We start from the raw sequence: 21904 nt of genomic DNA on the forward strand, positions 1-21904 counted from the left end.
ATTTGCTTCTGAATTCTAGCCTCTAGCTCCTAACTTCTCAAGAGTGGCTTCCAACAACTTTATCGACTACGTCAAAATCAACTGCCGCTCGGGCAAAGGCGGGGCGGGTTCGCACCACTTTTTCCGGGCCAAGGGCCTGCCCAACGGTGGCCCCGACGGTGGCGACGGGGGCCGGGGCGGCCACATCATTCTGGAAGGCAGCTCCCAGCTCTGGACGCTGCTGCACCTGCAGTACCAGAAGCACCTGATTGCCAAGCCCGGCGAAAACGGCGGCGAAAACCTGCGCACCGGTGCCCAGGGCGACGATATCATTATTCAGGTACCCTTGGGTACCGTAGCCCGCGACGCCGAAACTGGGGAGAAGAAGCTCGAAATTACCGAAGACGGGCAGCGCCTCATCCTCACGCCCGGCGGCCGCGGCGGCCTCGGCAACGACCACTTCAAGTCGGCTACCAACCAGGCGCCGAGCTACGCCCAGCCCGGTGAGCCGGGCATTGACGAGTGGGTGATTCTGGAACTCAAGCTGCTGGCCGACGTGGGCCTTGTGGGCTTCCCCAACGCCGGCAAAAGCACCCTGCTCTCGGTGGTATCGGCCGCCAAGCCTAAGATTGCCGACTACGCCTTCACTACCCTCACGCCCAACCTGGGCGTGGTGGCTTACCGCGACTATAAGTCCTTCGTGATGGCCGATATTCCCGGTATCATTGAGGGCGCGGCCGAAGGACGCGGGCTGGGCCACCGCTTCCTGCGCCACATCGAGCGCAACTCCATCCTGCTGTTCATGATCAGCTGCGACTCGCCCGATATCAACGCGGAATACCAAGTGCTGCTGAGCGAACTGCAGCAGTTCAACCCTGAACTGTTGGACAAGCAGCGCCTGCTGGCCATTACCAAATCGGATATGCTGGACGAGGAGCTGGAAGCCGAAATCCGGGCCACGCTGCCCACCGACCTTCCCACCATCTTCATTTCCAGCCTCACGAACAAAAACATCCAACAGCTAAAAGACTTGATCTGGCAGACGCTGCATGCCAAGTAAGAAGTAGAAATAGGTCGTCATTCCGAGCGCAGCCGAGGAATCTTGCGGGTTGAGGTTGTAATAGTAATTACCACGCTAGCAAGATTCCTCGGCTGCGCTCAGAATGACGTTCTGCTTATGCAATCTACACTTGTGCCAAACTGGCAGCCCTAACCCCTTTGGCAAACTCCTTGCGCCCGCAGGGTGCCCAACGGCGAATCCCGTGAAAAACCCCTTCCGACGATATTTTTCGAAAATGGCTGACGAACAAAACCTGCCGCAAGACGACAACCTGACCGGCAACGCCGACCACGTAGCTGGCGAAATGACCGAGGAAACCACCGGCCCCGGCGAAGCGGCGGCTTCGGAGGGAGCCCCCCATGCCTCCGGCTCCAAAACCGATGCCGAGCTGGCTGACCTGAAAGATAAATACCTGCGCCTGGCCGCCGAGTTTGAGAACTACAAGCGCCGCACCACCAAGGAGCGCGCCGACCTGTTCAAAACCGCCAATCAGGAGCTGATGGTGGCCCTGCTGCCCGTTCTGGACGACTTCGACCGCGCCCGCCACCACACCAAAGACACCGACGACGCCAACGCCGTGCGCGAAAGCGTGGACATCATCTACAACAAGCTCCAGAAAACCCTGAGCCAGAAAGGCCTGGTGACCATGGAAGCCAAGGGTGGTGATTTTGACCCCGAACTGCACGAGGCCATTACTCAGATTCCGGCTCCCTCGGAAGACCTGAAAGGCAAAATCGTGGATGAAGTGGAGAAAGGCTACTCCCTCGGCGACCGGGTAATCCGTCACGCCAAGGTGGTACTGGGCCAGTAAGACAAATAGAATTGTCATGCAGAGCGTAGCGAAGCATCTCGCTAGTGTAGTAGTATTAAAACAGCACGCGAGATGCTTCGCTACGCTCTGCATGACAGCCGAAGTATAAGAACATGGCAACGAAGCGAGATTTTTACGAAATACTGGGCGTAGCCAAAAACGCTTCGGGCGACGAGATTAAGAAGGCCTACCGCAAGGTGGCCATCAAGTATCACCCCGATAAAAACCCCGACGACCCCACCGCCGAAGACAAGTTCAAGGAGGCGGCTGAGGCGTACGAAGTGCTGAGCGACGAGCAGAAGCGCGCCCGCTACGACCGGTACGGCCACCAGGGCATGGGCGGCGGCGGAGCTGGCCCCAACATGGAGGATATTTTCTCCCAGTTCGGCGACATTTTCGGAGGCGGCGGCTTCGAGGGCTTCTTCGGGGGCGGGGGCCGCGGCCAGGGTGGCCGGCGCGTGCGCAAGGGCTCCAACCTGCGCATCAAGCTCAAGCTCGACTTGGAGGAGGTAGCCAACGGCGTGGAGAAAAAGATCAAGGTGAAGCGCTACGTGGCCTGCAACACCTGCTCCGGCACCGGTGCCAAAAACGGCACCGACCTCAAAACCTGCCAGACCTGCCAGGGCCAGGGCCAGGTAAAGCGCGTGGTGCAAACCATGCTGGGCCAGATGGTGAGTGCCTCTACCTGCCCCACCTGCGACGGCGAAGGCAAAGTAGTAACTAGCAAGTGCGACGTGTGCCACGGCGACGGCCGCCAGCTCAACGAGGAAGTTATTCCCATCAACATTCCGGCGGGCGTAGCCGAGGGCATGCAGCTGAGCATGAACGGCAAAGGCAACTTCCCGGAGCGCGGCGGCGTGCCCGGCGACCTGCTTATTCAGATTGAGGAGGAGCCGCACGAGACGCTCAAGCGCGACGGCAACAACATCATGTTCGAGCAGTACATCAGCTTCGTGGATGCGGCTTTGGGGGCTAACCTGGAGGTGCCCACCATTGAAGGCAAGGTGAAGATCAAGGTGGAGCCGGGCACCCAGCCGGGTAAAATCCTGCGCTTGCGCGGCAAGGGCATCAAGGACCTGAACGGCTACGGTCGCGGCGACCAGCTCATTCACCTCAGCGTGTGGACGCCCAAGAACGTGACCAGCGAAGAGCGGGAGCTACTTGAGAAGCTGCGCGACGCCCGCAACTTCACGCCTAATCCGGGCAAAAACGAAAAGGGCTTTTTCGAGCGTGTGAAGGAGTATTTCCAATAAGACCACGGATTAGCGCGGATTTTAGCGGATTTTGTAGACGATTGTTTGGCCCGCCTTTCCTGATAGGGAAGGGCGGGCTTTTTCGCGCGCGTGGGTCGGGTGTTTTAAGTTATAGGAACGTCATGCTGAGCGAAGTCGAAGCATCTCTACCGCTTCGTTGTGTTCCTAACCAGTCATAGTTTATGGGGCCGTGCCGGTTGCTGTTCGGAACCTGTTACCCAACTGCTTTACGGAGACAAATGGGCTTGTACCCTATTCCGTACTACTTTCAGAATAAGGTACACGTCTGCACCCTATTCTGAATTGTCTCCGCAATAAGGTACACGGTTGGAACAAGGCCGGTGGTAGCCGGAAAATATTTTTCCGGTCGCCTGTAATGCCGCCGCCAAAGCGCCGATATATGCAGCAAACTTACCTACCGCATGTCTGCTGCCCCGATGCCGGAGTTCCTTAGGCTGCTTAATGAGTACCAGCCGCTGCTGCGGCGGGCGGCGCGCCTGTACTGCCCCGATGCCGACGACCGTCAGGATCTTTACCAGGAGATAGTATTGCAGTTGTGGCGGGCCTGGCCACGCTATGCAGCCCGCGCCGACATCAAAGTCAGTACCTGGCTTTACCGCGTGGCCCTGAACGTGGCCATATCGGATCTGCGCCGCCGCACCCGTATGCCCGACCCCGCCTACTTTGGCGCCGCCACTCTGCCCGACCTACCCACCCCCACGCCCGATGGCCCCGACGCCGACGATCTGGCCCAGCTTTACCGCGCTATTGAGCGGCTTTCCCAGGTAGAAAAGGCCTTCGTGTTGCTCTACCTCGAAGAGCGCACTTACGAGGAAATGGCCGACATCCTCGGCATCACCCAGAATAATGTACGCGTGAAAATGCACCGCGTGCAGGATAAGCTTCGCCAACTTCTTCCCCTCGTTGCCTGATGGAACTCGATGATTTTCGCCAAAGGTGGAAGCTGTCAGCTACGGTACCCGCTACTGAGGTACCCGCCACCGAACAGACACTCCGGACCATACGCACCGCATCCAACTCGTTGAACCCTTTGCTACGCCTGAAAAAAAATGCTTCCAAAGAGCTAAGTTGGGTAATCATGGCCTTCGGGCTGAATGTCTTGAATGTCCTGGTTTTTGCCCGCCACTCCGTGAGTCTGCAGCGGTTTGCAGCAGGCGTATTGCTCATGCTGGTAGTGGTTGGCCTGATTGTTTACCGGCGTCTGCAGATAATCCGGGAAATGGAGCAGCAACAGGCCAACGTGTTTGATGTGCTGAACAGCCGCATCGTCCAGTTTCGCCAGCTTATGCGCCTGCACGACTATGTAGGGGTAGTGTCGCTGGTCATCCTGGTTATCACGGTAGTTGTAGTGCGTTTTAAGGACTTGCGGGCTTATCTAAATGCCCCTCAACCTGACGGGAACTGGCATCTGCTCGTAGCGGTAGGCGTGGCACTGGCTGTGGTGGGTGTCATCTACGCTGCTTTTGTCGTGGGAAAGCGGGAGCACCAGCGCCGCTATGGCCGCCACCTCGACCAGCTGGAAGCTGCCCTCCGGGAACTGGAGGACGTGCGCTAACGAATGGGGGGCGGCGCGGTTCGGGGGTATTTTATGCCCGTTCAACCCCGGTAGCGGCCCGTTTGGTTGGAATTTCTGCGCAACCTGCATTTGAATCCTGTAATATTACACAAGCAACTCTCTTCCTTTTGGCCTTTCTGAGCTATGAAACCCATTCTACAAGTCCAAGACGTTCGTAAGCAGTACGCCAACCACACGGCCCTTGATGGCGTGAGCCTAGAAGTGCCCGAGGGCTCCATCTTCGGGCTGCTGGGTCCCAACGGAGCTGGCAAAACCTCCCTGATCCGCATCATCACCCAGATTACCGGCCCCGATGGCGGCCAGGTGCTTTTTCGCGGAGAGCCGCTGAATCCCTCGCACATCGGGCAGATTGGCTATCTGCCTGAGGAGCGCGGCCTCTACAAGAAGATGAAAGTAGGCGAGCAGCTGCTGTACCTGGCCCAGCTCAAGGGCTTGTCGAAAGCCGATGCGACAACCAAGATCAAGCGGTGGCTGGATCGGTTCGACATCAAGACCTGGGCTGATAAAAACGTGGAGGACCTCAGCAAGGGCATGCAGCAGAAGGTGCAGTTTGTGGCCACCGTGCTCCACGACCCGGCTTTGCTCATCCTTGATGAGCCATTCTCGGGCTTCGACCCCATCAATGCGAACCTGCTGAAGGACGAAATCCTGGCCATGCGCGACCAGGGCACCAGCATTATTTTCTCCACCCACCGCATGGAGTCGGTGGAGGAAATGTGCGACCATATTGCCCTCATTAACCGCTCCCAGAAAGTGCTGGACGGCCGCGTGCGCGACGTGCGCAACGCCTACCGCAGCCAGACCTACCAGGTAGAAGGCACCGGCAAGCTCCTGCTCATACACCCCGATTTTGAGGTGCTGGAGCAGAAGGAGCGCGAAAACGGCCACTTCTACGCCCGCATCCGCATTGTGCACGGCACGCCCAACGATCTGCTGCGCTACCTCATCGGGGCCGGGCAGGTGGAAGTGCAGGCCTTCCGGGAGCAGATTCCGAGCATCAACGAAATCTTTATCCGGCGCGTGCGCGAAACCCACCCCGACTACGTGCCCGAAACCGACTCGATGCCCGCGTAACCTTGCCCACACGTCTTTCCTCTCTCAACCGACCTCAACTCCCGAGCTATGTCTAAAATCTGGCTTATCGTGCAGCGCGAATACCTCACCCGCGTACGCAAAAAGAGCTTTATCATCATGTCCCTCATTGGGCCACTGCTCACGGTGGCGTTCATCGCCGTGCCGGTGCTTATCGCCAAAATGTCGGGCGACGATAAGGTGGTAGCCGTAGCCGATGCCGGCAACCTGTTTGCCGATAAGCTCCCGGATGCCAAGGACGACATCCGCTTCGTGCGTAGTACCCCCGACCTGGCGCAGGCCAAGAGTGACTTCAAAGCCGGGAAGTTCGACGCGTTGGTGTACATCCCAAAGCTCGACCTCACGAATCCCACCGGCTTTCAGGTTTTCTCCCGTAAGGGGCTGAGCGTGTCGCTCGAAAACGATATCAACCGCGCCATTAACCAGCAGATTGAAAACCGGCGGCTGGCTCAGTCTGGTATCGACCGGGCAACCCTGGATAAGCTCAAGGCCAATGTGGATCTGGAAACGGTGACGCTGAGCGACACCGGCGAGAAAAGCTCCAGCTCCGGCGTGAGCACCGCGGTAGCGTATCTCTGCGGTTTTCTCATCTACATGTTCATTTTCATGTATGGGGTACAGATTATGCGCGGGGTAATGGAGGAAAAAACCAACCGTATTGTGGAAGTAGTAATTTCCTCCGTGAAGCCCTTTGAGCTAATGATGGGCAAAGTGCTGGGAATTGCGGCCGTGGGTTTTACCCAATTGGCCCTGTGGGTGCTGCTTTCGGTAGGCATCAGCACGGCTATGGCGGGCTCGCTCAGCCCCGAAAAAGTGGTGCAGGACCGGGCGGACCGGGCCACGGCCATCGTGCGCCCTGATACGGTGAAGGACAAAGCGGCTAAGCAGGACAACGTGGCGGTGAAAATGATGACGGCCTTCCGCAATTCGGACCTGAATGTGCCGCTTATTGTGGCGTGCTTCCTGTTTTACTTCCTCGGCGGCTACCTGTTCTACGGTTCGCTGTTTGGGGCTATTGGCTCGGCCGTGGACAGTGAAACTGACACGCAGCAATTTATGCTGCCGGTCACCATGCCGCTGATACTCACCTTCGTGGTATCGCAGGCCATCCTCACCACCAACCCCAATGGCACCGTGGCGGTCTGGATGTCTATCATCCCCTTTACTTCACCTATTGCCATGGTCATGCGGCTACCATTCGGGGGAGTGCCCATGTGGCAGTTGGGCTTATCCATTGCTCTGCTCATTGGCGGCTTCGTGTTCACTACCTGGCTGGCGGGCCGCATTTACCGCGTGGGCATCCTTATGTACGGCAAGAAAGTAAGCTACGGGGAGCTGTCGAAGTGGCTGTTCTACAAAGGGTAAAGGGTAGTAGCCTGATCTGACGCTCTTACAAGCCCCACAGCTCGCCGCTGTGGGGCTTTTTGCTGATACCCGGTTGTCTTGTTCGTAGCAGGTTGCTTGTACCGCTGCTTTGGGAAGATCCAAAACAGCGGTACCCTATCTCGCCTCTGCTTGTACATACCTTTTCGCTTTCCGGACAAACCATGTACAACGGCAAAACGAGTGGGTACAAGTATTGTCGAAACCTTCTACTGCTTGTACAGCCCATAGCCCGGAAAGGCTGGGCCGGAACGCGTATCTTGCTCCTGCCTTAGAATAAACTGCTATGTTCAAAAATATACCCCGATTGGGCTTGTGGCTGGCCCTGCTGCCGCTGGCCGCCTGCCAGGATAAACTCGAAGAGCTGAAAGATGCCACCCGCTTTTCGGTGGCGTTGCGCGTGAAAGGGGAGAACCTGACCGGGCTGGGAGCGGAAATGGACTATGTTTCTACCCGCAATACCCTTACCAAGCCCGAGGCAGGGCCCAGCGGCCACCATACCTACGCCATTTCCGCCGATACCACGTACCAGTTGGGCGAGTTCGGCGTGTACGACGATGTGCTGGCCACCATTGTGCTCCGTAAAGCTACCTGCGACGCCACCACGCACCCCCGCCCAGGCAGCTACCTGAAGCTCGATATGCTGGTAAACGGGGTGGTGTACGATACCGAAACGCTGAGCAGCACGTCTGGGGCGCAGGTTACCTGCACACCCTACTGGACCATCAGCGTGGGGCCAACCTCCGATGGCGACAGTGACTGGGATGATTAAGCGCCGCATCATTTGGGCGTTGGCCCTTTGTCTGCTGGCGGTGCCTAGTATGCAGGCCCAGGACCGGCCCGCTTACCGCCTGTTCACGGCCAAAGGCAAGCCCGTAAGCTTCGGCACGATGCTGAAAGACCTGGCCAGTGCCGAAGTGGTGCTGTTCGGGGAGCAGCACAACGACCCCATGGCGCACTGGCTGGAGCTACAGGTAACCAGGGAGCTGGCCCAGCGCAAAACCGGGCAGTTGGTGCTGGGGCTGGAAATGTTTGAGCGCGACGTGCAGCCCCTGGTGCAGCAGTACAACACCGGCGAGCTACCCGACCAGGCCTTCGAAGAGCAAAGCCGCCCCTGGCCCAACTACGCCACCGACTACAAACCGCTGCTCCAACTGGCCCGCCAGCAAAAGTTTGCGGTAGTGGGCACCAACGTGCCGCGCCGCTACGCCTCGCAGGTAGCCAAAGGCGGCCTTGTGGCCCTGGAAAGCCTGCCGGCCGAAGAAAAAGCCTGGCTGGCCCCACTGCCCATCACCGTTGACTTCACGCTGCCCGGCTACGCCAACATGGCTAAGATGTTTGGCGGTGATGCCGCCCACGCAGCCGGGGTGCAGAATATCATCCAGGCTCAGGCCCTGAAGGATGCGACCATGGCCTACTTTATCCGTCAGAGTCGCCAACCCGGCCAGCTGCTACTGCATATCAATGGCAGCTACCACTCGGATAACCACGACGGCATTGTGTGGTACCTGCGTCAGGCCGAGCCGGCCCTCCACATCCGCACCATCAGCACCGTTACCCAGGAGCAGCTCCAGAAGCTGGATAAGGAAAATCTACAAAAAGCCGATTTTGTGCTGGTAGTGCCGGCCGATATGACGAAGACGTACTAAGTATTGTTCAGCTCACTTTTCTCTGCGCAAGATGAGAAGGGGTAACAGAAAAGCCCCGACAACCAAAGTTGCCGGGGCTTTTGCTTATACAAAATTTTAAAAGAAGTGCTTACGCCGAGAACGAAGAACCGCAGCCGCAGGTGCTCTTAGCCTGGGGATTGTTGAAGACAAAGCCACGGGCATTCAGGCCGTCCTGAAAGTCAACTTCCATGCCCATCACGTACATGGCGTGCTTCTTATCCATCACCAGCCGAACCCCGTCCAGGTCGAAGGTCTCGTCCTGTTCCTTGGGTTTGTCGAAGCCCAGCAGGTAGCTCAGGCCCGAGCAGCCGCCGCCCTGCACGCCCACGCGCAGGCCATATTCGGCCGGGACGTTCTTGTCACGGAGAATGTTTTTCACCTCTTCCAGCGCCCGGGGCGTGAGGTTGATGGGAGCAAGTTTCGTGGCGGTTGCCATAGTGTGTGCAGTAGAAGAAAAGTAGGCGGCAAAGATACAACGCCGGAAGCTGCCATACCACATTCCGGTTTGGAGCTATAACACGCAGCTAGCCCCGCTGGTTCAACGTATATCTTTGCACGCCTTCTGCTCTCGTTTGTCTTCATCTTTTTCTTCTCTTTCTCCTTTTATGGATACTTCCACGTACGTTTTCGACCTGCTAAAAATTATTCTGCCGGCCATTATTGTGGGAGGAGCCATTATCTGGCTGGTACAGCAGCACCTGGAAAAAGAGCAGCAACGCCGGCTGATTGAGCTTCGCCTCGAAAACAGCAAGACCACCTTGCCGCTCCGTTTGCAGGCCTATGAACGCATCACGCTGCTGCTGGAGCGCATTACCCCCAACAATCTGTTGGTTCGCCTCAGCAGCGCCGGACAAACGGCGGCCGACTACCATCGGCTGTTGCAGCAGGAAATCCGGGCCGAGTACGAGCACAACCTGAGCCAGCAGCTGTACATGAGCCCCGAAACCTGGGAATACGTGAAGCAAGCCAAGGAAAATATCCTGACGATGGTAAACCGCGCTTACCATGCCCTGCCAACTCCACAACAGGCGCGGGGCACGGAACTGGCCAAGCGCGTGCTGGAAACCATGATGGTAGAAGAAACCGACCCCACGGCCCAGGCGCTGCTGGCTGTAAAGCGCGAAGCCGCCAGCCTGTTTTGAATATATTAATGGGGTTGAATGTGCTAAGGTGATAATGGTTGTTCTTTCATTAGCACCTCAGCACATTCAACCCCATTAACACATTTATAAATTAGCCATTACCGAGTCGATAGCGCGCTGGTAGCAGGCTTCGTAGAGCGGAACGATTTTGTCGGTAGCAAATAGCTCGGCGTGGGCCCGGGCAGCGGCTTTGAAGCGCGGCAGGTTTTCGTCGGCCAGCACGTACAGGGCGTTTTTTACCATATCATCTACGTCGCCTACCTGGCTGACCATGCCGGTCAGGCCATGCTCGTTCAGTTCCGGAATACCGCCGGCATCGGTGCTGATGACGGGTACTTCGCACGACATGGCCTCCAGGGCAGCCAACCCGAAGCTTTCTTTCTCGGAAGGCATCAGGAACAGGTCCGACACGCTCAGCACTTCTTCCACGGCTTCGAGCTTACCCAGGAAGCGCACATCGTGGCTGGAGAGGCCCAGGTCGCGGCATAGCTTCTCGATGCGGGGTCGGTCGGGGCCGTCGCCCACCAGCAGCAGCTTGGCGGGCACCTGCTGCCGCACGCCATCGAAGATGCGCACCACGTCTTCCACCCGCTTCACCGAGCGAAAGTTGGACGTATGAATCAGCAGCTTTTCCCCATCGGGGGCAATAGCGGCTTTGAAGTGGCTCTTGTCCTGCTTTTTGAAGCGGGTAAGATTGATGAAGTTGGGAATCACCTCGATGTCCTTTTCAATGGCGAAGTACTCGTAGGTTTCCTTGCGCAAATCCGCTGAAACCGCCGTTACGCCATCCGACTGGTTGATGCTGAACGTAACCACCGGCTCGTAGCTGGCATCCTTGCCTACCAGAGTAATATCGGTGCCGTGCAACGTGGTGATGATGGGCACCCGGATGCCTTTGGTAAGCAGAATCTGCTTAGCCATAAAGGCTGCGGAGGCGTGCGGAATGGCGTAGTGCACGTGCAGCACATCCAGCTTCTCATTCTGCACAATATCCACCATTTTGGAAGCCAGCGCCAGCTCGTAGGGTGGGAACTGAAACAGCGGATACGCCGGCACAAACACCTCGTGGTAGAACAGGTTCTCGTTGAAGAAGTCGAGCCGTACGGGCTGGCTGTAGGTGATGAAGTGCACGCGGTGACCTTTCAGGGCCAGGGCTTTGCCTAGTTCAGTGGCTACTACGCCGGAGCCGCCGAAGGTGGGGTAGCAGACAATGCCAATGTTCATGAGATGGATGCTTTAGCAGGAGCGGGCGTGGAGCAAAGGCGCCCGGTGGGAGGTGAGTAACAGGAAATACAGCGGATAACACCGAAAGCTGCACCTTACAAAAAAACTGGCGGCGAATCATCTGGGAAGATGGTCCGCCGCCAATCGGCAAAATCAGTTAAGAAGCGCAGAACGCAGGACAACAGATCATGTTTTCTGTAAGGACTTGTAGATAACGTCGTGGATGCGCGTACGGATGTTGAGCTGACGCAGCTTGTTGTTACCCGCGTCGGGGTACACCCGATTGGAAAGAAAGATATACACGATTTTGTTTTCGGGGTCCATCCACACGCAGGTGCCCGTGAAGCCGGTGTGGCCGAAGGTGCTGGCGGGGGAGAGGTTGCTGGTGGGTCCTTCGGGCTTGCTAGGGTCGCCGTGGTCCCAGCCCAGGCCGCGGCGGTTGCCAGCTTCCGTAGAGCGGGCAAACTCGGCCACTACCGGGCTCTGGAAGTACCGCTGTCCGCCGTAGCGGCCATTCTGCAGGTTCATCTGCATGAGGATAGCCAGGTCATTAGCATTCGAGAACAAGCCGGCGTGCCCACTCACGCCGCCAATCATGGCGGCGGCTTGGTCATGCACGGTGCCTTGCACCAGCGTGTGGCGGTAGTAGGTGTCGTTTTCGGTGGGCGCAATGCAGGACTTGGGAAACTTATCCAGCGGGTGGTAAGTCATCGTAGCCAGCCCCAGCGGGCCGTAGATGTTTTCCTGCAGGAACTTCTCAATGGGCTGGCCCAGCAGCTTCTCGCTCAGTCGCTTGAGTACGATAAAGCTCAAGTCGCTGTACTCAGCCGGGTACTTGCCTTTTACTTTCGGCAAAAGCCCCGAGCGTACCGTCCACACCCACATGGAGTCCTCGGCCGATTTGGTGCTGTAGGTGCCGGGCACTACCTCGCGCGGAAACGCGTCGGTGCGGGTGCTGGCGTAGAAGGTGGGCTTGAGGCCGGTTTTGGTCACCGTCCGCTCCCAGAAGGGAATGCCGGGCTTGAGGCCGGCCTGGTGGAGCAGTACGTCGCGCACCACCATATCCTTCTTATTGGAGTTCTTCAGCTCGGGCAGGTAGTCGGAGAGCTTGGCGTCGAGGTTCAGCTTACCTTGGTCTTTCAGGTACATGATGGCCTGCAGGGTACCCGCCACTTTCGTTACCGAGGCAATATCGTAGAGCGTGGAGCTGGTAACGGGGTTAGCTTTATCGTAGGTGGTATAGCCGTAGCTTTTCTCATACACCACTACGCCGTCTTTGGCTACCAGAATCTGTCCACCCGGGGAGGCCGCGTAGGCCACGGTTTCGAGGGCAATGTTGTCGATCTGGGCCAGGATACGCGAATCCATGCCAACACTCTCAGGTGTACCGTAGCGCAGGCGCCGGAAGTCAGGCGTAGGCAGGCCGGTGCCAGCTTTCAGGTTTTCCGAAACTGTAACGGGCAGCTGGCCTTTAGCGGGCAGGGCTCCGAACAGGATTTGTGGTACCACCAGCTGCGAAGCCGCGTTGTCTTCGTAGCCGCACACCAGCGTCCGGGCGCTTTCCAGGTATTTCAGCGCGTAGGCATTGCCCATGGCCACTACCACCACTTTTTGCTTGGGGTTGGCCTGCAGGCGCTGAATAAAGCGCAGTGCCCCTTCGCCCAGCCCGTAGCTGTGCGTGGGCGTGTTGTTCATGCTGTGCAGGCTCACCACCACCGTATTATAAGGGGCCAGGCGGCTCACCAGCCGGTCGAAGGTAGAGTCGGGGGCGTAGCGGTTGGGTACGGCATAGGTGGCACAGGGCAGGTAGTTGCCCATGGTCTGGCCCAGCACGTTGCCAACCGGGGCACCAATGGCAATGGAAGCCATGCGTAAGGTGTCAAGCCGGTGGAAGGGCAGCAGGTCGTCCTGGTTTTTGACCACCGTAATGGCGTGCTCGTAGATGCTCTGCTGTACAGCACGGCTCAGGGGCCGGTTCAGGTTTTCAGTCAGGCGCGCTACATCTACTGGCTGGTAACGGTTAAGCCCGGCCCAGAACTTGGCCCGCAGGATCTTGCGTACCCGGTAGTCGATGTCCTCCTGGGAAATGCGGTTGGCCGCCACCATCTCCTTGATCTTCTGGACGGCCATGGGCACATCCTCCGAGAACAGCAGCACGTCGTTGCCCGCCATCAAGGCTAGAGCATCCAACTCACCGGCCTTATACAGGTTCGAGACGCTCTTCATGTTGAGCGCATCGGTGAACACGAGGCCTTTATAATTCATCTTCTCCTTCAGCAGCCCTGTAACAAGGTTGCGCGAAAGGGTAGTAGACTGGGTGCGGAGCGTGTCGAACAGCGGCATGTACAAGTGGGCCACCATCACGCCCATCACGCCGGCTTCAAACGATTTCTGGAAGGGGTAGAGGTCTACACTCGACAAGCGCGCCATGTCGGTATTGATAACCGGCAGGGCTACGTGCGAATCCGTATCGGTGTCGCCGTGGCCGGGGAAGTGCTTGGCTACGGCAATAACGCCGTGGTCCTGCAGGCCCCGCACGTAGGCTACGCCCAGCTTGGCTACGTCTTCCTTGCTTTCGCCGAAGGAGCGGTTGCCAATAACCGGGTTCGACGGATTGGAGTTGACGTCCATCACCGGCGAGAAACTCACGTGCACGCCCAGGGTTTTGAGCTTGAGGGCAATTTCGCGGCCCATCTGGTACACGTACTGGTCGTCGTCCATGGCACCCAGCGTCATCTGCTTGGCGAAGTGCATGCTGGAATCAAGGCGCATGTCGAGGCCCCATTCTGCATCCATGGCAATGAGCAACGGCACCTGGGCGGTGCTCTGGTAACGGTTGGTGAGCAGAGCTTGCCGGCGGGGGCCACCTTGCAAAAACATCAGCCCGCCAATGTTGTAGTTCTTGATCAGGAACTCCAGGTACTGGGCGTGCTTGCGGTCCTTGTTGGAATAAGCCGCGACCATAAACAGCTGCCCGAGGCGCTGGTCGGGGGTGAGCGAGGTGAAAACGCTATCTACCCACGACTGCTCGGCGGCGCTGGACGGCCGAATGTCCTTGTCCTTAGGGGCAGAAGATGAAATGATTAGACCCGTAAAGGCGAGAAAAACCAGTAAGAGCCTAATTCGAAAATCCTTTAGCATCTACTCCCGTTATGGTGGCCTACAATTGAATGCGAGCGGAAATACCCCTACTTTTGCCAGCACTGAAAAGTTCCCGCCGGGGCGGCTGTTTACCCTTTGGCGCCACGCCAAACTTCCCGGTAAACGCGCTTCTCACTGCCCCAAATCGGGCCTCCGACCGATACCCTACGGGTACAGGCTGACCGCAAACTTACGGATAATTTCCCGGGGCTGGACGCGTTGAATATCGTGCCAGTTGAATTTTTTTTCGGTAACCCGTTCATTTTCAAGCCTAGTTTTTTCTTTCGCATGCCCGATGTTATCCAGCTCTTACCCGAATACCTGGCCAACCAGATTGCCGCTGGCGAGGTGGTGCAGCGGCCGGCTTCGGTAGTGAAAGAGCTGCTCGAAAATGCCGTTGATGCCAACGCTACCCAGGTGCAGCTTATTGTGAAGGACGCCGGCAAGCAACTGGTGCAGGTGGTCGACAATGGCGCCGGCATGAGCCCCACCGATGCCCGCATGAGCCTGGAACGCCACGCCACCAGTAAAATCCGCACCACCGACGACCTGTTCCGCATCCGCACGCTGGGGTTCCGGGGCGAGGCCCTGGCTTCCATTGCCGCCGTGGCCCAGGTGGAGCTGCGCACCAAGCAGCGCGACCAGGACACAGGGTCCCTGTTGTTGGTGGAAGGCTCCCAGATCAGCAGCCAGCAGCCCGTGGCCTGCCCCGATGGCACCAGCATCAGCGTGAAGAACCTGTTCTTCAATGTACCGGCGCGGCGTAACTTTTTGAAAAGCAATGCGGTGGAGATGCGCCACATCTTGGACGAGTTTCAGCATGTAGCGCTGGCGAATCCGCAGATTACGTTTTCGCTCTACCAGAATGAATTGGAGGTATTCAACCTGCCGGCTGGGAAGCTAAGTCAGCGCATTGTGGCCGTGCTCGGTAATTCCTACAAAGAGCAATTGGCTCAGGTAGAAGAAGTGACGCCCTTTATTGCCGTGCGCGGGTTCATTGGTAAGCCGGAGTCGGCCAAAAAAAGCCGGGGCGACCAGTTCTTCTTCGTCAACAACCGGTTTATTCGCTCGGCTTACCTCAACCACGCCGTGCTTACGGCCTACGAGGGCCTGCTGCCCAAAGACACGCACCCGTTTTACGTGCTGTTTCTGGAACTCGACCCCAAGACCATTGACATCAACGTGCATCCTACGAAGACGGAAATCAAGTTTGAGGACGAGAAAACCGTGTATGCCATTGTGCGGGCCGCCGTGAAGCAGAGCCTGGGGTTGCACAACATGGCGCCCTCTCTGGACTTCGACGGCGACGTGAACTTCGCACCTATTCAGCCCCTGCGCCTTTCGGGGAACGAGCGGAGCTCCTTCGACCCCGACGATGCTCCCCGCGATGCCCTGGCTTCGGCCGCGGCCCGGGCGGCTGGCAGCAAAGCCTCTCCCCGCGACAAAAATGCCCGCCCTGATGCCTACGAGCGGCAGATTCCGCCCCGGCCCACGGAGCAGGCCAAACGCGAGCTGGAGGAGTTTTACAAAGCCCTGGGTCAGGTGAGCGTGCCCGATGTGGAGCACGAAGCCACGGCTAAGGGCGTGCTGGTACCCTCGGCTGTGGCGTTTACGGCGGCGCAGGCCGTGCCCCCAGAGCTGCCCGTGACCCCGGCGGCGGCTCCCGCGCCCCAACTGCCCCTGCGCGACACCGGTGGCCCCGGCCACAAGGTGCTGCAGGTGCACCAGCAGTACTTGCTGGTACCGGTAAAATCGGGGATGATGCTGATTGACCAGGTAGCGGCGCGGGAACGGATTCTGTACGAGCAATACGCTGCCGAGCTGGAGCGCGAAAACGGTGCTTCCCAGACCCTGCTCTTTCCGCGCACCGTCACCTTCACGCCCCAGGACTTTGCCGTGTTGCTGGAGCTGACTGAAACCTTGCAGGCGTTGGGCTTCCGCTTCTCCGAGTTTGGCAAACATACTATTGCCGTGGAGGGCATTCCGGCTGATGTACCTGCCCGGCACGAAAAGGAGCTGCTGGAAGGCCTGATCGAGCAGTTTCGAACCCACGCCGGGCCGGTGAAGCTGGACCGCCGTGAGCAGGTGGCCCGGGCGCTGGCGCGGCGGGTGGCGGGCAGCGCCGGGCAGGTGCGCCTCTCCGAAGTGGAAATGAACGCCCTCGTGGATCGGCTGTTTGCCTGCCAAGTGCCCAACTACGCCCCCGATGGCCGCCGCACCCTGGTGTTGATGGAATTGGGGCAGCTCCAGGATTTGTTTCGCCGCCCCTGATACTTTCGCTTCGCGGGCGGCGCTGAGGCCACCTTTTCCGTACAACCCGCGTCTATTTCGTTCGTCCCTGCTGCCTATGTTTCGCATCACCCCGGTTGTCCGGAACCTCATTCTGATTAATGTGCTCCTGTTTTTCCTGCAGGGCATGTTTCCCGAGCTCACTGTGTATGGCTCCCTGCATCCCATTGGTTCGTCTCTGCTCTACCCCTGGCAGTTTGTAACCTACATGTTTCTGCACGGCGGACTTGGACACTTGTTTTCCAACATGATTACCCTGCTGTTTTTCGGCGCCTCGCTGGAAGACGTCTGGGGCGGTAAGAAACTCGTTACGTTCTGGCTTATCTGCGGCCTGGGGGCCGGCATCCTTTACCAGGGGGTGCGTTACTACGAGCTGCGGGAAATGAACGAAAGCCGGTTGGCCTTTCACGAGCAGCCCTCGGGCGTAGCCTTTGCCGAGTTTTTTCGGGAACACGTGCCGCAAGCTGGCGAGTCGTACGCTCTGGTAGCGCGGCAGATGCAGAAAACCCCCGACGATGCGCAGTTGATGGAGGGCGCGAAGCAAACAGTGGACGCCATTTACCGCCAGGCCATGGATAGCCCGCAAAGTGGCATGCTGGGAGCCTCGGGGGCCGTGTTCGGTATTCTCTTCGCGCTGGCGTACCTATTTCCCAACCAGAAGATGTTTATTTTTCCGTTGCCAATTCCCATCAGCATCTGGCTGTACGTTTTCTTGTTTACGGCCTATGAACTCTGGAAAGGCATCCACCCCACGCCGGGCGACAACGTAGCCCACTTTGCCCACCTGGGCGGAATGCTCGTTGGGTTCATCGTGTTAAAAGTCTGGGAACGACGCGGGGTTTAGTGCTTGCCTGGTGTCGTTTGTATTTACTGCCCTACCACCCATGAGTATATTCCAAGACATCCGCACCGCCTTCAGCCGCCGCGACAACGCCCTTAATCAGCTGCTGCTGATCAACGTGCTGGTGTTTGTGGCCTTCCTGCTGTTTCGTACGATAATCTTCCTGGCTACTCAGAACCGGCAGGGGCATATGCCAGTGCTAGAATGGCTGGCATTGCCCTCGGTGCCCGGGACCTTGCTCACCCGCCCGTGGACGCTGCTCACCTACAGCTTCATCCACTTCGATTTCTTTCATATCCTGTTCAACCTGCTGAACCTGTACTGGTTTGGGGCGCTGGTGCGCGAGTACCTCGGCGACCGGCGCCTAGTAAGCCTGTATGTGCTTGGGGCACTGGCCGGTGCTGCTCTGTACCTGCTAGCGTTCAATCTGCTGCCTGTATTCCGGGGCACGCCGGCCATCCTCTATGGGGCTTCAGCCAGCGTTACGGCCGTTATTTTAGCTGCGGCTACGCTGTTGCCTGATTTTACGTTCAGCATCATCTTGCTGGGCCCCGTGCGCATCAAGTACATTGCTGCCGTACTGGTCATTGTTTCCATTGCGGGCGTCAATGGCGGCAATCCGGGGGGAGAAATAGCCCACATCGGTGGGGCTATACTGGGCTACTTTTTTATCAAACAGCTCCAGCGTGGGCGCGACCTGGGCCGCCCCGTGCAGGCCGTTGGCGACTGGGTAGGCCGACTGGTAACGGGGCGCCCCAACCTGCGCGTTACGCACCGCAGCCGCCCGGTAGAGTCGACTACAAAAGCTACTGGCCCCCGCAAGCCCGGCCAGGAGGAAATCGACCTGATTCTGGATAAGATTTCCCGCTCAGGCTACGAGAGCCTCTCCAAGGAAGAAAAGCAGAAGCTCTTTAAAGCCAGCCAGCAGTAAAAACCGCGTATTGAACAGATAAGCCGGGCGGATAAAACGGATGGGTGCCTGAATTGGTAAAGGTGTTAATACGCCCAGCAGGCCGCTGAAAAAGCTGAGTTACTCTTACTGGGATAAGTAGTGCTGACGACGCGCCGGGGGTAGCTTTTCAATGGCGTAGCGCAGCATCGTGCGGGGCATAGTGGGAGCGTGGTCAGCCAGAAACTCTTCCAGAGCGTCCTCGTTGCGCTTGCCTACTTCCCGCAGCATCCAGCCAGTGGCTTTATGAATCAGGTCGTGGCGGTGGGAGAGTAGCTGCTCAGCCAAGGCAAACGTGTCGGCAAACTGGCCCTTGCGGATGAATGCCAGCGTCGAGACGATGCTCATGCGCTGGCTCCAGAGGTGAGCCTCTGCCACCAAGTCATACAGCGGCTCCCGGTCCTGCGTGAGCAGGTAGCCACCCACAATGGTTGGGCAGGTCACATCCACCAAATCCCAGTTATTGATAAACCGCCGGTTCAGCAGATACCGCTCATAAATAGCCTGCCGCCCGGCGGGCCCAACCTTGGCAAACTGCAGCGTCCAGATGATAAGGCCAATGGAGCGGCAGTCGTGCCAGGGATTCTGCACCAGCTGCTCCACATCCGGCAAGGGCAGGCTCCGAAACTCCCGCGCCAGCCGCCGCTGCTGGGGCATGGAAAGTCCCAGGAACTGGTCGCCTTCGCCGTACTGCCCGGGGCCGGTCTGAAAAAAGCGTGCTACCGCTATTGCCCGTGTTGGGTCGGCCAGGGAGTGAATGCGGGCTAGCAGGTCGGCGCCAGTAGGATGAGACATGGTTTTATGGGACGTATTGAGAAAGTTAGAGCCTAAGCGCCTGTACCAGAGTTTTCACAAAAAAAGCTTCCCCGTTGAGGAAGCTTTTTTTGTGGATGGCAGCCGGGTAGTGGCTACGCGGAGGCTTTGCCCATGTTGTCGAGGGCGTCCATTACTTCTTTTACGTGGCCGCGGGAAGTTTCCAGCAGGGCCTTTTCGTCGTCGTTGAGCTGCAGCTCAATTACTTTCTCAATGCCGCTTTTGCCCAGGATAACCGGAGCGCCCAGGTACACGCCGTCGATGCCGTACTCGCCTTTCAGCTCGATGCACACGGGGAACACGCGGCGCTGGTCGCGCACAATGGCTTCTACCATCTGGGCCGCAGCGGCGCCGGGAGCGTACCAGGCCGAGGTGCCCATCAGCTTCACCAGCTCACCGCCACCTACGGCCGTGCGCTGCACAATGGCGTCGAGCTCGGCCTTGCCGATCAGCTCGGTTACGGGGATGCCGCCCACGGTGGTGTAGCGGGGCAGGGGCACCATGGTGTCGCCGTGGCCACCCATGAGTACCGCCTGAATGTCTTTGGGGCTCACGTTCAGCGCTTCAGCCAGGAAGGCGCGGTAGCGGGCCGTGTCCAAGATGCCGGCCATGCCAAACACCTTCTCGCGGGGTAGGCCTGAAGTGAGGTGCGCCTGGTAGGTCATCACGTCCAGCGGGTTCGACACCACGATGATGATGGTGTTGGGCGAGTACTTCACCACCTGCTCCGTTACCGACTTCACGATGCCGGCATTCACCGAAATCAGGTCGTCGCGGCTCATGCCGGGCTTGCGGGGCAGACCCGAGGTAATAACTACCACGTCGGAGTCGGCGGTGCGGGCGTAGTCGTTGGTGACGCCCACGGTGCGGGAGTCGTAGCCAATGATGGGGGCTTTCTGCCAGATGTCAAGCGCTTTGCCTTCGGCAATGCCTTCCTTGATGTCAACGAGGATGATTTCGTTGGCAATTTCGCGGGTGGCCAGTACATCGGCGCAGGTTGCGCCTACGTTGCCGGCTCCAACTACGGTAACTTTCATCAGTGGATGGAATTGGGGTGAACGTGTGGGATGGGCGTAAAGCTAAGCCATAGAAGTGAGAAGGTGAGCCATGAGAAGGGAGACTTTTATGCTGGCGACCTTACGCGTGGCACAAAGTCTCATATCTAACTTCTCCCCTCCGACATCTGACACCTACATCCGCTTTACCATCAGCACCCGCTCGGTTTCTTCGGTCACCTTAAATCGGTCGTCGGGCCGGAAACCGATAACCCAGGCAATTTTGCCGTCGGCGGAGCAGAGCACCTGCACGTTGTCTTTCAGGTTAAGGGGCACTTTCTGGTCAATAAGGAAGTCAGAGAGCTTCTTTTTGCCTTTCATGCCGATGGGCATAAACCAGTCACCTTCCTGCCAGGCACGTACCGTGAGCGGAAACTTGAGCACATCGGCATCCAGGGCAGCTACGGCTTTGCCTTTCGGGACTTCGTAGCCCTCGACTATTTCGTGCAACTCGGTGCGCAGGTGCAGTCCATCTATTTTCAAGGTTTCCTGCCCGGCCTGCAGCTGGTGCGTGCCGAACTTCTGGAGCTTACGCGGCGTGATGACCAGCTGGTCGCGGTCCTTCACTAGCTGATGCGTGGGCGAATCGAAGCGGCGGCCCGGCTCGGCCCCAAAGCTTTGTACAATGTCTTTGGTAACCAGATACGAGAAGCCGAAGGGCCGCAGCAGCTCGTGCAGCACCACGGCGGTGGCGGCGGTTTTCTGCAGCAGCCGGATGTCGAGGTAAGTGGCGTCCGGCTCCTGACGCTGGGCCTGGGTAGCGGTTTCCTCCACGTAGCGGCGCACAATTTCCTCGGCCGCACCCACCCGCTCGGCCGTCACGCTCATGGTCTGGTCGAGGTTGGGGTTGATGTCGCGCAGCACGGGCAGCACCTCCAGGCGCAGGCGGTTGCGCTGGTACACCGGCGAGTCGTTGCTGGCATCTTCGCGCCAGAGCAGGCGGTTTTCTACCACGTAGTCGTAGAGGTCGGGCTTGCTCACGGCCAGCAGGGGACGCACCAAGTGGCCGTTTTTGGGACGGATGCCGTGCAGGCCCGCCAGGCCGGTGCCGTGCGTGAGGTTGAGCAGCATGGTCTCGGCTGTGTCGCGCTGGTGGTGGGCGGTGGCAATGGCCGCGTAGCCCTGCTGCTGCCGAATTCGCTCAAACCACTCGTAGCGCAGGGAGCGGGCGGCCATCTGGGTGGAAATACCTTCCTGCTCAGCAAACTTCTTGGTCTGGAAAAACTCCACGAAATAAGGCGCCTCGTACTGCTTGGCCAGCTTGCGCACAAACTGCTCGTCGGCGTCAGCTTCCTCGGCGCGCAGCCCGAAGTGGCAGTGCGCTACCCCGAACTTCACGCCCAGCCGGTGCAGCACGTCGGCCAGCACCACCGAGTCGAGGCCCCCGCTGACGGCTACCAGCAGCTGGTCGGTAGGGGAGAAAAGGGCGTTTTGATCTATGAACTGTTGAATCCGGTCGAGCATGGGGTGGCGGGTGGCTGGCAGCTAATGGCTTGGTTGTTGAAGACAGAGCTTCGAGGGCGCCTGCCTAATAATTCACAAAGAAAGCCGTTATGCCGCTGATAGAAATTAGAGAGGGGCGAAGTCGTCTGACAAATCCGATAC

19 protein-coding genes are annotated in these 21904 nt (G+C 58.5%); 13 read left to right on the top strand and 6 right to left on the bottom strand.

Features of this window, described 5'->3' with window-relative positions:
* Window positions 1-43 precede the first annotated feature (43 nt).
* The 9 genes from obgE (at window position 44) to HER32_RS15675 (ending at window position 8824) form a co-directional block, all read left to right on the top strand.
* Window positions 44-1039, top strand: a complete 996-nt coding sequence (obgE, locus tag HER32_RS15635; RefSeq protein WP_168682537.1) for a GTPase ObgE — start codon at window positions 44-46, stop codon at window positions 1037-1039.
* A gap of 235 nt (window positions 1040-1274) precedes the next feature.
* Entirely contained in the window at window positions 1275-1850 is a 576-nt protein-coding gene (locus HER32_RS15640) for a nucleotide exchange factor GrpE (protein WP_168682538.1), read from the top strand.
* Between the two features lie 113 nt (window positions 1851-1963).
* Complete coding sequence (gene dnaJ / locus HER32_RS15645; protein WP_168682539.1) at window positions 1964-3103, top strand: molecular chaperone DnaJ; 1140 nt, start codon at window positions 1964-1966, stop codon at window positions 3101-3103.
* A 422-nt stretch (window positions 3104-3525) separates the two neighbouring features.
* Entirely contained in the window at window positions 3526-4035 is a 510-nt protein-coding gene (locus HER32_RS15650; protein WP_168682540.1) for an RNA polymerase sigma factor, read from the top strand.
* Between the two features lie 167 nt (window positions 4036-4202).
* Entirely contained in the window at window positions 4203-4679 is a 477-nt protein-coding gene (locus HER32_RS15655; RefSeq protein ID WP_168682541.1) for a hypothetical protein, read from the top strand.
* Window positions 4680-4823: 144 nt separating this feature from the next.
* Entirely contained in the window at window positions 4824-5774 is a 951-nt protein-coding gene (locus HER32_RS15660; protein WP_168682542.1) for an ABC transporter ATP-binding protein, read from the top strand.
* A 48-nt stretch (window positions 5775-5822) separates the two neighbouring features.
* On the top strand, window positions 5823-7157 hold the full coding sequence (locus tag HER32_RS15665; RefSeq protein WP_168682543.1) for an ABC transporter permease: 1335 nt from the start codon (window positions 5823-5825) through the stop codon (window positions 7155-7157).
* Window positions 7158-7461: 304 nt separating this feature from the next.
* Window positions 7462-7947 carry a hypothetical protein gene (locus HER32_RS15670; RefSeq protein ID WP_168682544.1) on the top strand — a complete coding sequence of 162 codons (486 nt, stop codon included), beginning with the start codon at window positions 7462-7464 and terminating at the stop codon, window positions 7945-7947.
* Window positions 7922-8824, top strand: coding sequence for a ChaN family lipoprotein (locus HER32_RS15675; protein WP_232066278.1), 903 nt, complete (start codon window positions 7922-7924; stop codon window positions 8822-8824). Before HER32_RS15670 ends, HER32_RS15675 begins: the two co-directional genes overlap by 26 nt.
* A 109-nt stretch (window positions 8825-8933) precedes the next feature.
* Here the strand turns inward: HER32_RS15675 and HER32_RS15680 are convergent, their stop codons facing one another.
* Complete coding sequence (locus tag HER32_RS15680) at window positions 8934-9281, bottom strand: HesB/IscA family protein (RefSeq protein ID WP_149070079.1); 348 nt, start codon at window positions 9279-9281, stop codon at window positions 8934-8936.
* A 169-nt stretch (window positions 9282-9450) separates the two neighbouring features.
* On the opposite strand from HER32_RS15680, the gene HER32_RS15685 reads away from it, so the two are divergent.
* The gene (locus HER32_RS15685; RefSeq protein WP_149070078.1) at window positions 9451-9987 is read left to right on the top strand and encodes a hypothetical protein; all 537 of its coding nucleotides are present in this window, start codon (window positions 9451-9453) and stop codon (window positions 9985-9987) included.
* 84 nt (window positions 9988-10071) lie between these two features.
* Here the strand turns inward: HER32_RS15685 and bshA are convergent, their stop codons facing one another.
* Together bshA and HER32_RS15695 are read right to left on the bottom strand one after the other, a co-directional pair.
* Window positions 10072-11211, bottom strand: coding sequence for an N-acetyl-alpha-D-glucosaminyl L-malate synthase BshA (gene bshA / locus HER32_RS15690; RefSeq protein WP_168682545.1), 1140 nt, complete (start codon window positions 11209-11211; stop codon window positions 10072-10074).
* Between the two features lie 186 nt (window positions 11212-11397).
* Complete coding sequence (locus tag HER32_RS15695; RefSeq protein WP_149070076.1) at window positions 11398-14352, bottom strand: glycoside hydrolase family 3 N-terminal domain-containing protein; 2955 nt, start codon at window positions 14350-14352, stop codon at window positions 11398-11400.
* A gap of 288 nt (window positions 14353-14640) precedes the next feature.
* Between HER32_RS15695 and mutL the strand changes: the two genes are divergently transcribed.
* From mutL to HER32_RS15710, 3 genes are all read left to right on the top strand, one after another.
* Window positions 14641-16623: a DNA mismatch repair endonuclease MutL gene (gene mutL / locus HER32_RS15700; RefSeq protein WP_168682546.1), complete on the top strand. Its 1983-nt coding sequence runs from the start codon at window positions 14641-14643 to the stop codon at window positions 16621-16623.
* Window positions 16624-16699: 76 nt separating this feature from the next.
* Entirely contained in the window at window positions 16700-17485 is a 786-nt protein-coding gene (locus HER32_RS15705) for a rhomboid family intramembrane serine protease (protein ID WP_149070074.1), read from the top strand.
* 40 nt (window positions 17486-17525) lie between these two features.
* Complete coding sequence (locus HER32_RS15710; protein WP_149070073.1) at window positions 17526-18413, top strand: rhomboid family intramembrane serine protease; 888 nt, start codon at window positions 17526-17528, stop codon at window positions 18411-18413.
* 105 nt (window positions 18414-18518) lie between these two features.
* Here HER32_RS15710 and HER32_RS15715 read toward each other — a convergent pair whose 3' ends face one another.
* The 3 genes from HER32_RS15715 to tilS all read right to left on the bottom strand — a co-directional run bounded on the left by HER32_RS15715 (window position 18519) and on the right by tilS (window position 21763).
* Complete coding sequence (locus tag HER32_RS15715; protein ID WP_168682547.1) at window positions 18519-19226, bottom strand: DNA alkylation repair protein; 708 nt, start codon at window positions 19224-19226, stop codon at window positions 18519-18521.
* A 113-nt stretch (window positions 19227-19339) separates the two neighbouring features.
* Window positions 19340-20281, bottom strand: a complete 942-nt coding sequence (mdh, locus tag HER32_RS15720; protein ID WP_168682548.1) for a malate dehydrogenase — start codon at window positions 20279-20281, stop codon at window positions 19340-19342.
* Window positions 20282-20434: 153 nt separating this feature from the next.
* A complete protein-coding gene (gene tilS, locus HER32_RS15725; protein WP_168682549.1) occupies window positions 20435-21763 on the bottom strand; it encodes a tRNA lysidine(34) synthetase TilS in 1329 nt (442 codons plus the stop codon).
* Window positions 21764-21904 lie beyond the last annotated feature (141 nt).

The organism is Hymenobacter sp. BT18 (genome assembly GCF_012273015.1).
Lineage (GTDB): Bacteria > Bacteroidota > Bacteroidia > Cytophagales > Hymenobacteraceae > Hymenobacter > Hymenobacter lutimineralis.

Bases quoted from the DNA above. Each gene is read 5' to 3' on its own strand.
- HER32_RS15640 (WP_168682538.1), top strand. From the start codon at position 1,275: ATGGCTGACGAACAAAACCTGCCGCAAGACGACAACCTGACCGGCAAC.
- dnaJ (WP_168682539.1), top strand. From the start codon at position 1,964: ATGGCAACGAAGCGAGATTTTTACGAAATACTGGGCGTAGCCAAAAAC.
- HER32_RS15650 (WP_168682540.1), top strand. From the start codon at position 3,526: ATGTCTGCTGCCCCGATGCCGGAGTTCCTTAGGCTGCTTAATGAGTAC.
- HER32_RS15655 (WP_168682541.1), top strand. From the start codon at position 4,203: ATGGCCTTCGGGCTGAATGTCTTGAATGTCCTGGTTTTTGCCCGCCAC.
- HER32_RS15660 (WP_168682542.1), top strand. From the start codon at position 4,824: ATGAAACCCATTCTACAAGTCCAAGACGTTCGTAAGCAGTACGCCAAC.
- HER32_RS15665 (WP_168682543.1), top strand. From the start codon at position 5,823: ATGTCTAAAATCTGGCTTATCGTGCAGCGCGAATACCTCACCCGCGTA.
- HER32_RS15670 (WP_168682544.1), top strand. From the start codon at position 7,462: ATGTTCAAAAATATACCCCGATTGGGCTTGTGGCTGGCCCTGCTGCCG.
- HER32_RS15675 (WP_232066278.1), top strand. From the start codon at position 7,922: ATGGCGACAGTGACTGGGATGATTAAGCGCCGCATCATTTGGGCGTTG.
- HER32_RS15680 (WP_149070079.1), bottom strand. From the start codon at position 9,281: ATGGCAACCGCCACGAAACTTGCTCCCATCAACCTCACGCCCCGGGCG.
- HER32_RS15685 (WP_149070078.1), top strand. From the start codon at position 9,451: ATGGATACTTCCACGTACGTTTTCGACCTGCTAAAAATTATTCTGCCG.
- bshA (WP_168682545.1), bottom strand. From the start codon at position 11,211: ATGAACATTGGCATTGTCTGCTACCCCACCTTCGGCGGCTCCGGCGTA.
- HER32_RS15695 (WP_149070076.1), bottom strand. From the start codon at position 14,352: ATGCTAAAGGATTTTCGAATTAGGCTCTTACTGGTTTTTCTCGCCTTT.
- mutL (WP_168682546.1), top strand. From the start codon at position 14,641: ATGCCCGATGTTATCCAGCTCTTACCCGAATACCTGGCCAACCAGATT.
- HER32_RS15705 (WP_149070074.1), top strand. From the start codon at position 16,700: ATGTTTCGCATCACCCCGGTTGTCCGGAACCTCATTCTGATTAATGTG.
- HER32_RS15710 (WP_149070073.1), top strand. From the start codon at position 17,526: ATGAGTATATTCCAAGACATCCGCACCGCCTTCAGCCGCCGCGACAAC.
- HER32_RS15715 (WP_168682547.1), bottom strand. From the start codon at position 19,226: ATGTCTCATCCTACTGGCGCCGACCTGCTAGCCCGCATTCACTCCCTG.
- mdh (WP_168682548.1), bottom strand. From the start codon at position 20,281: ATGAAAGTTACCGTAGTTGGAGCCGGCAACGTAGGCGCAACCTGCGCC.
- tilS (WP_168682549.1), bottom strand. From the start codon at position 21,763: ATGCTCGACCGGATTCAACAGTTCATAGATCAAAACGCCCTTTTCTCC.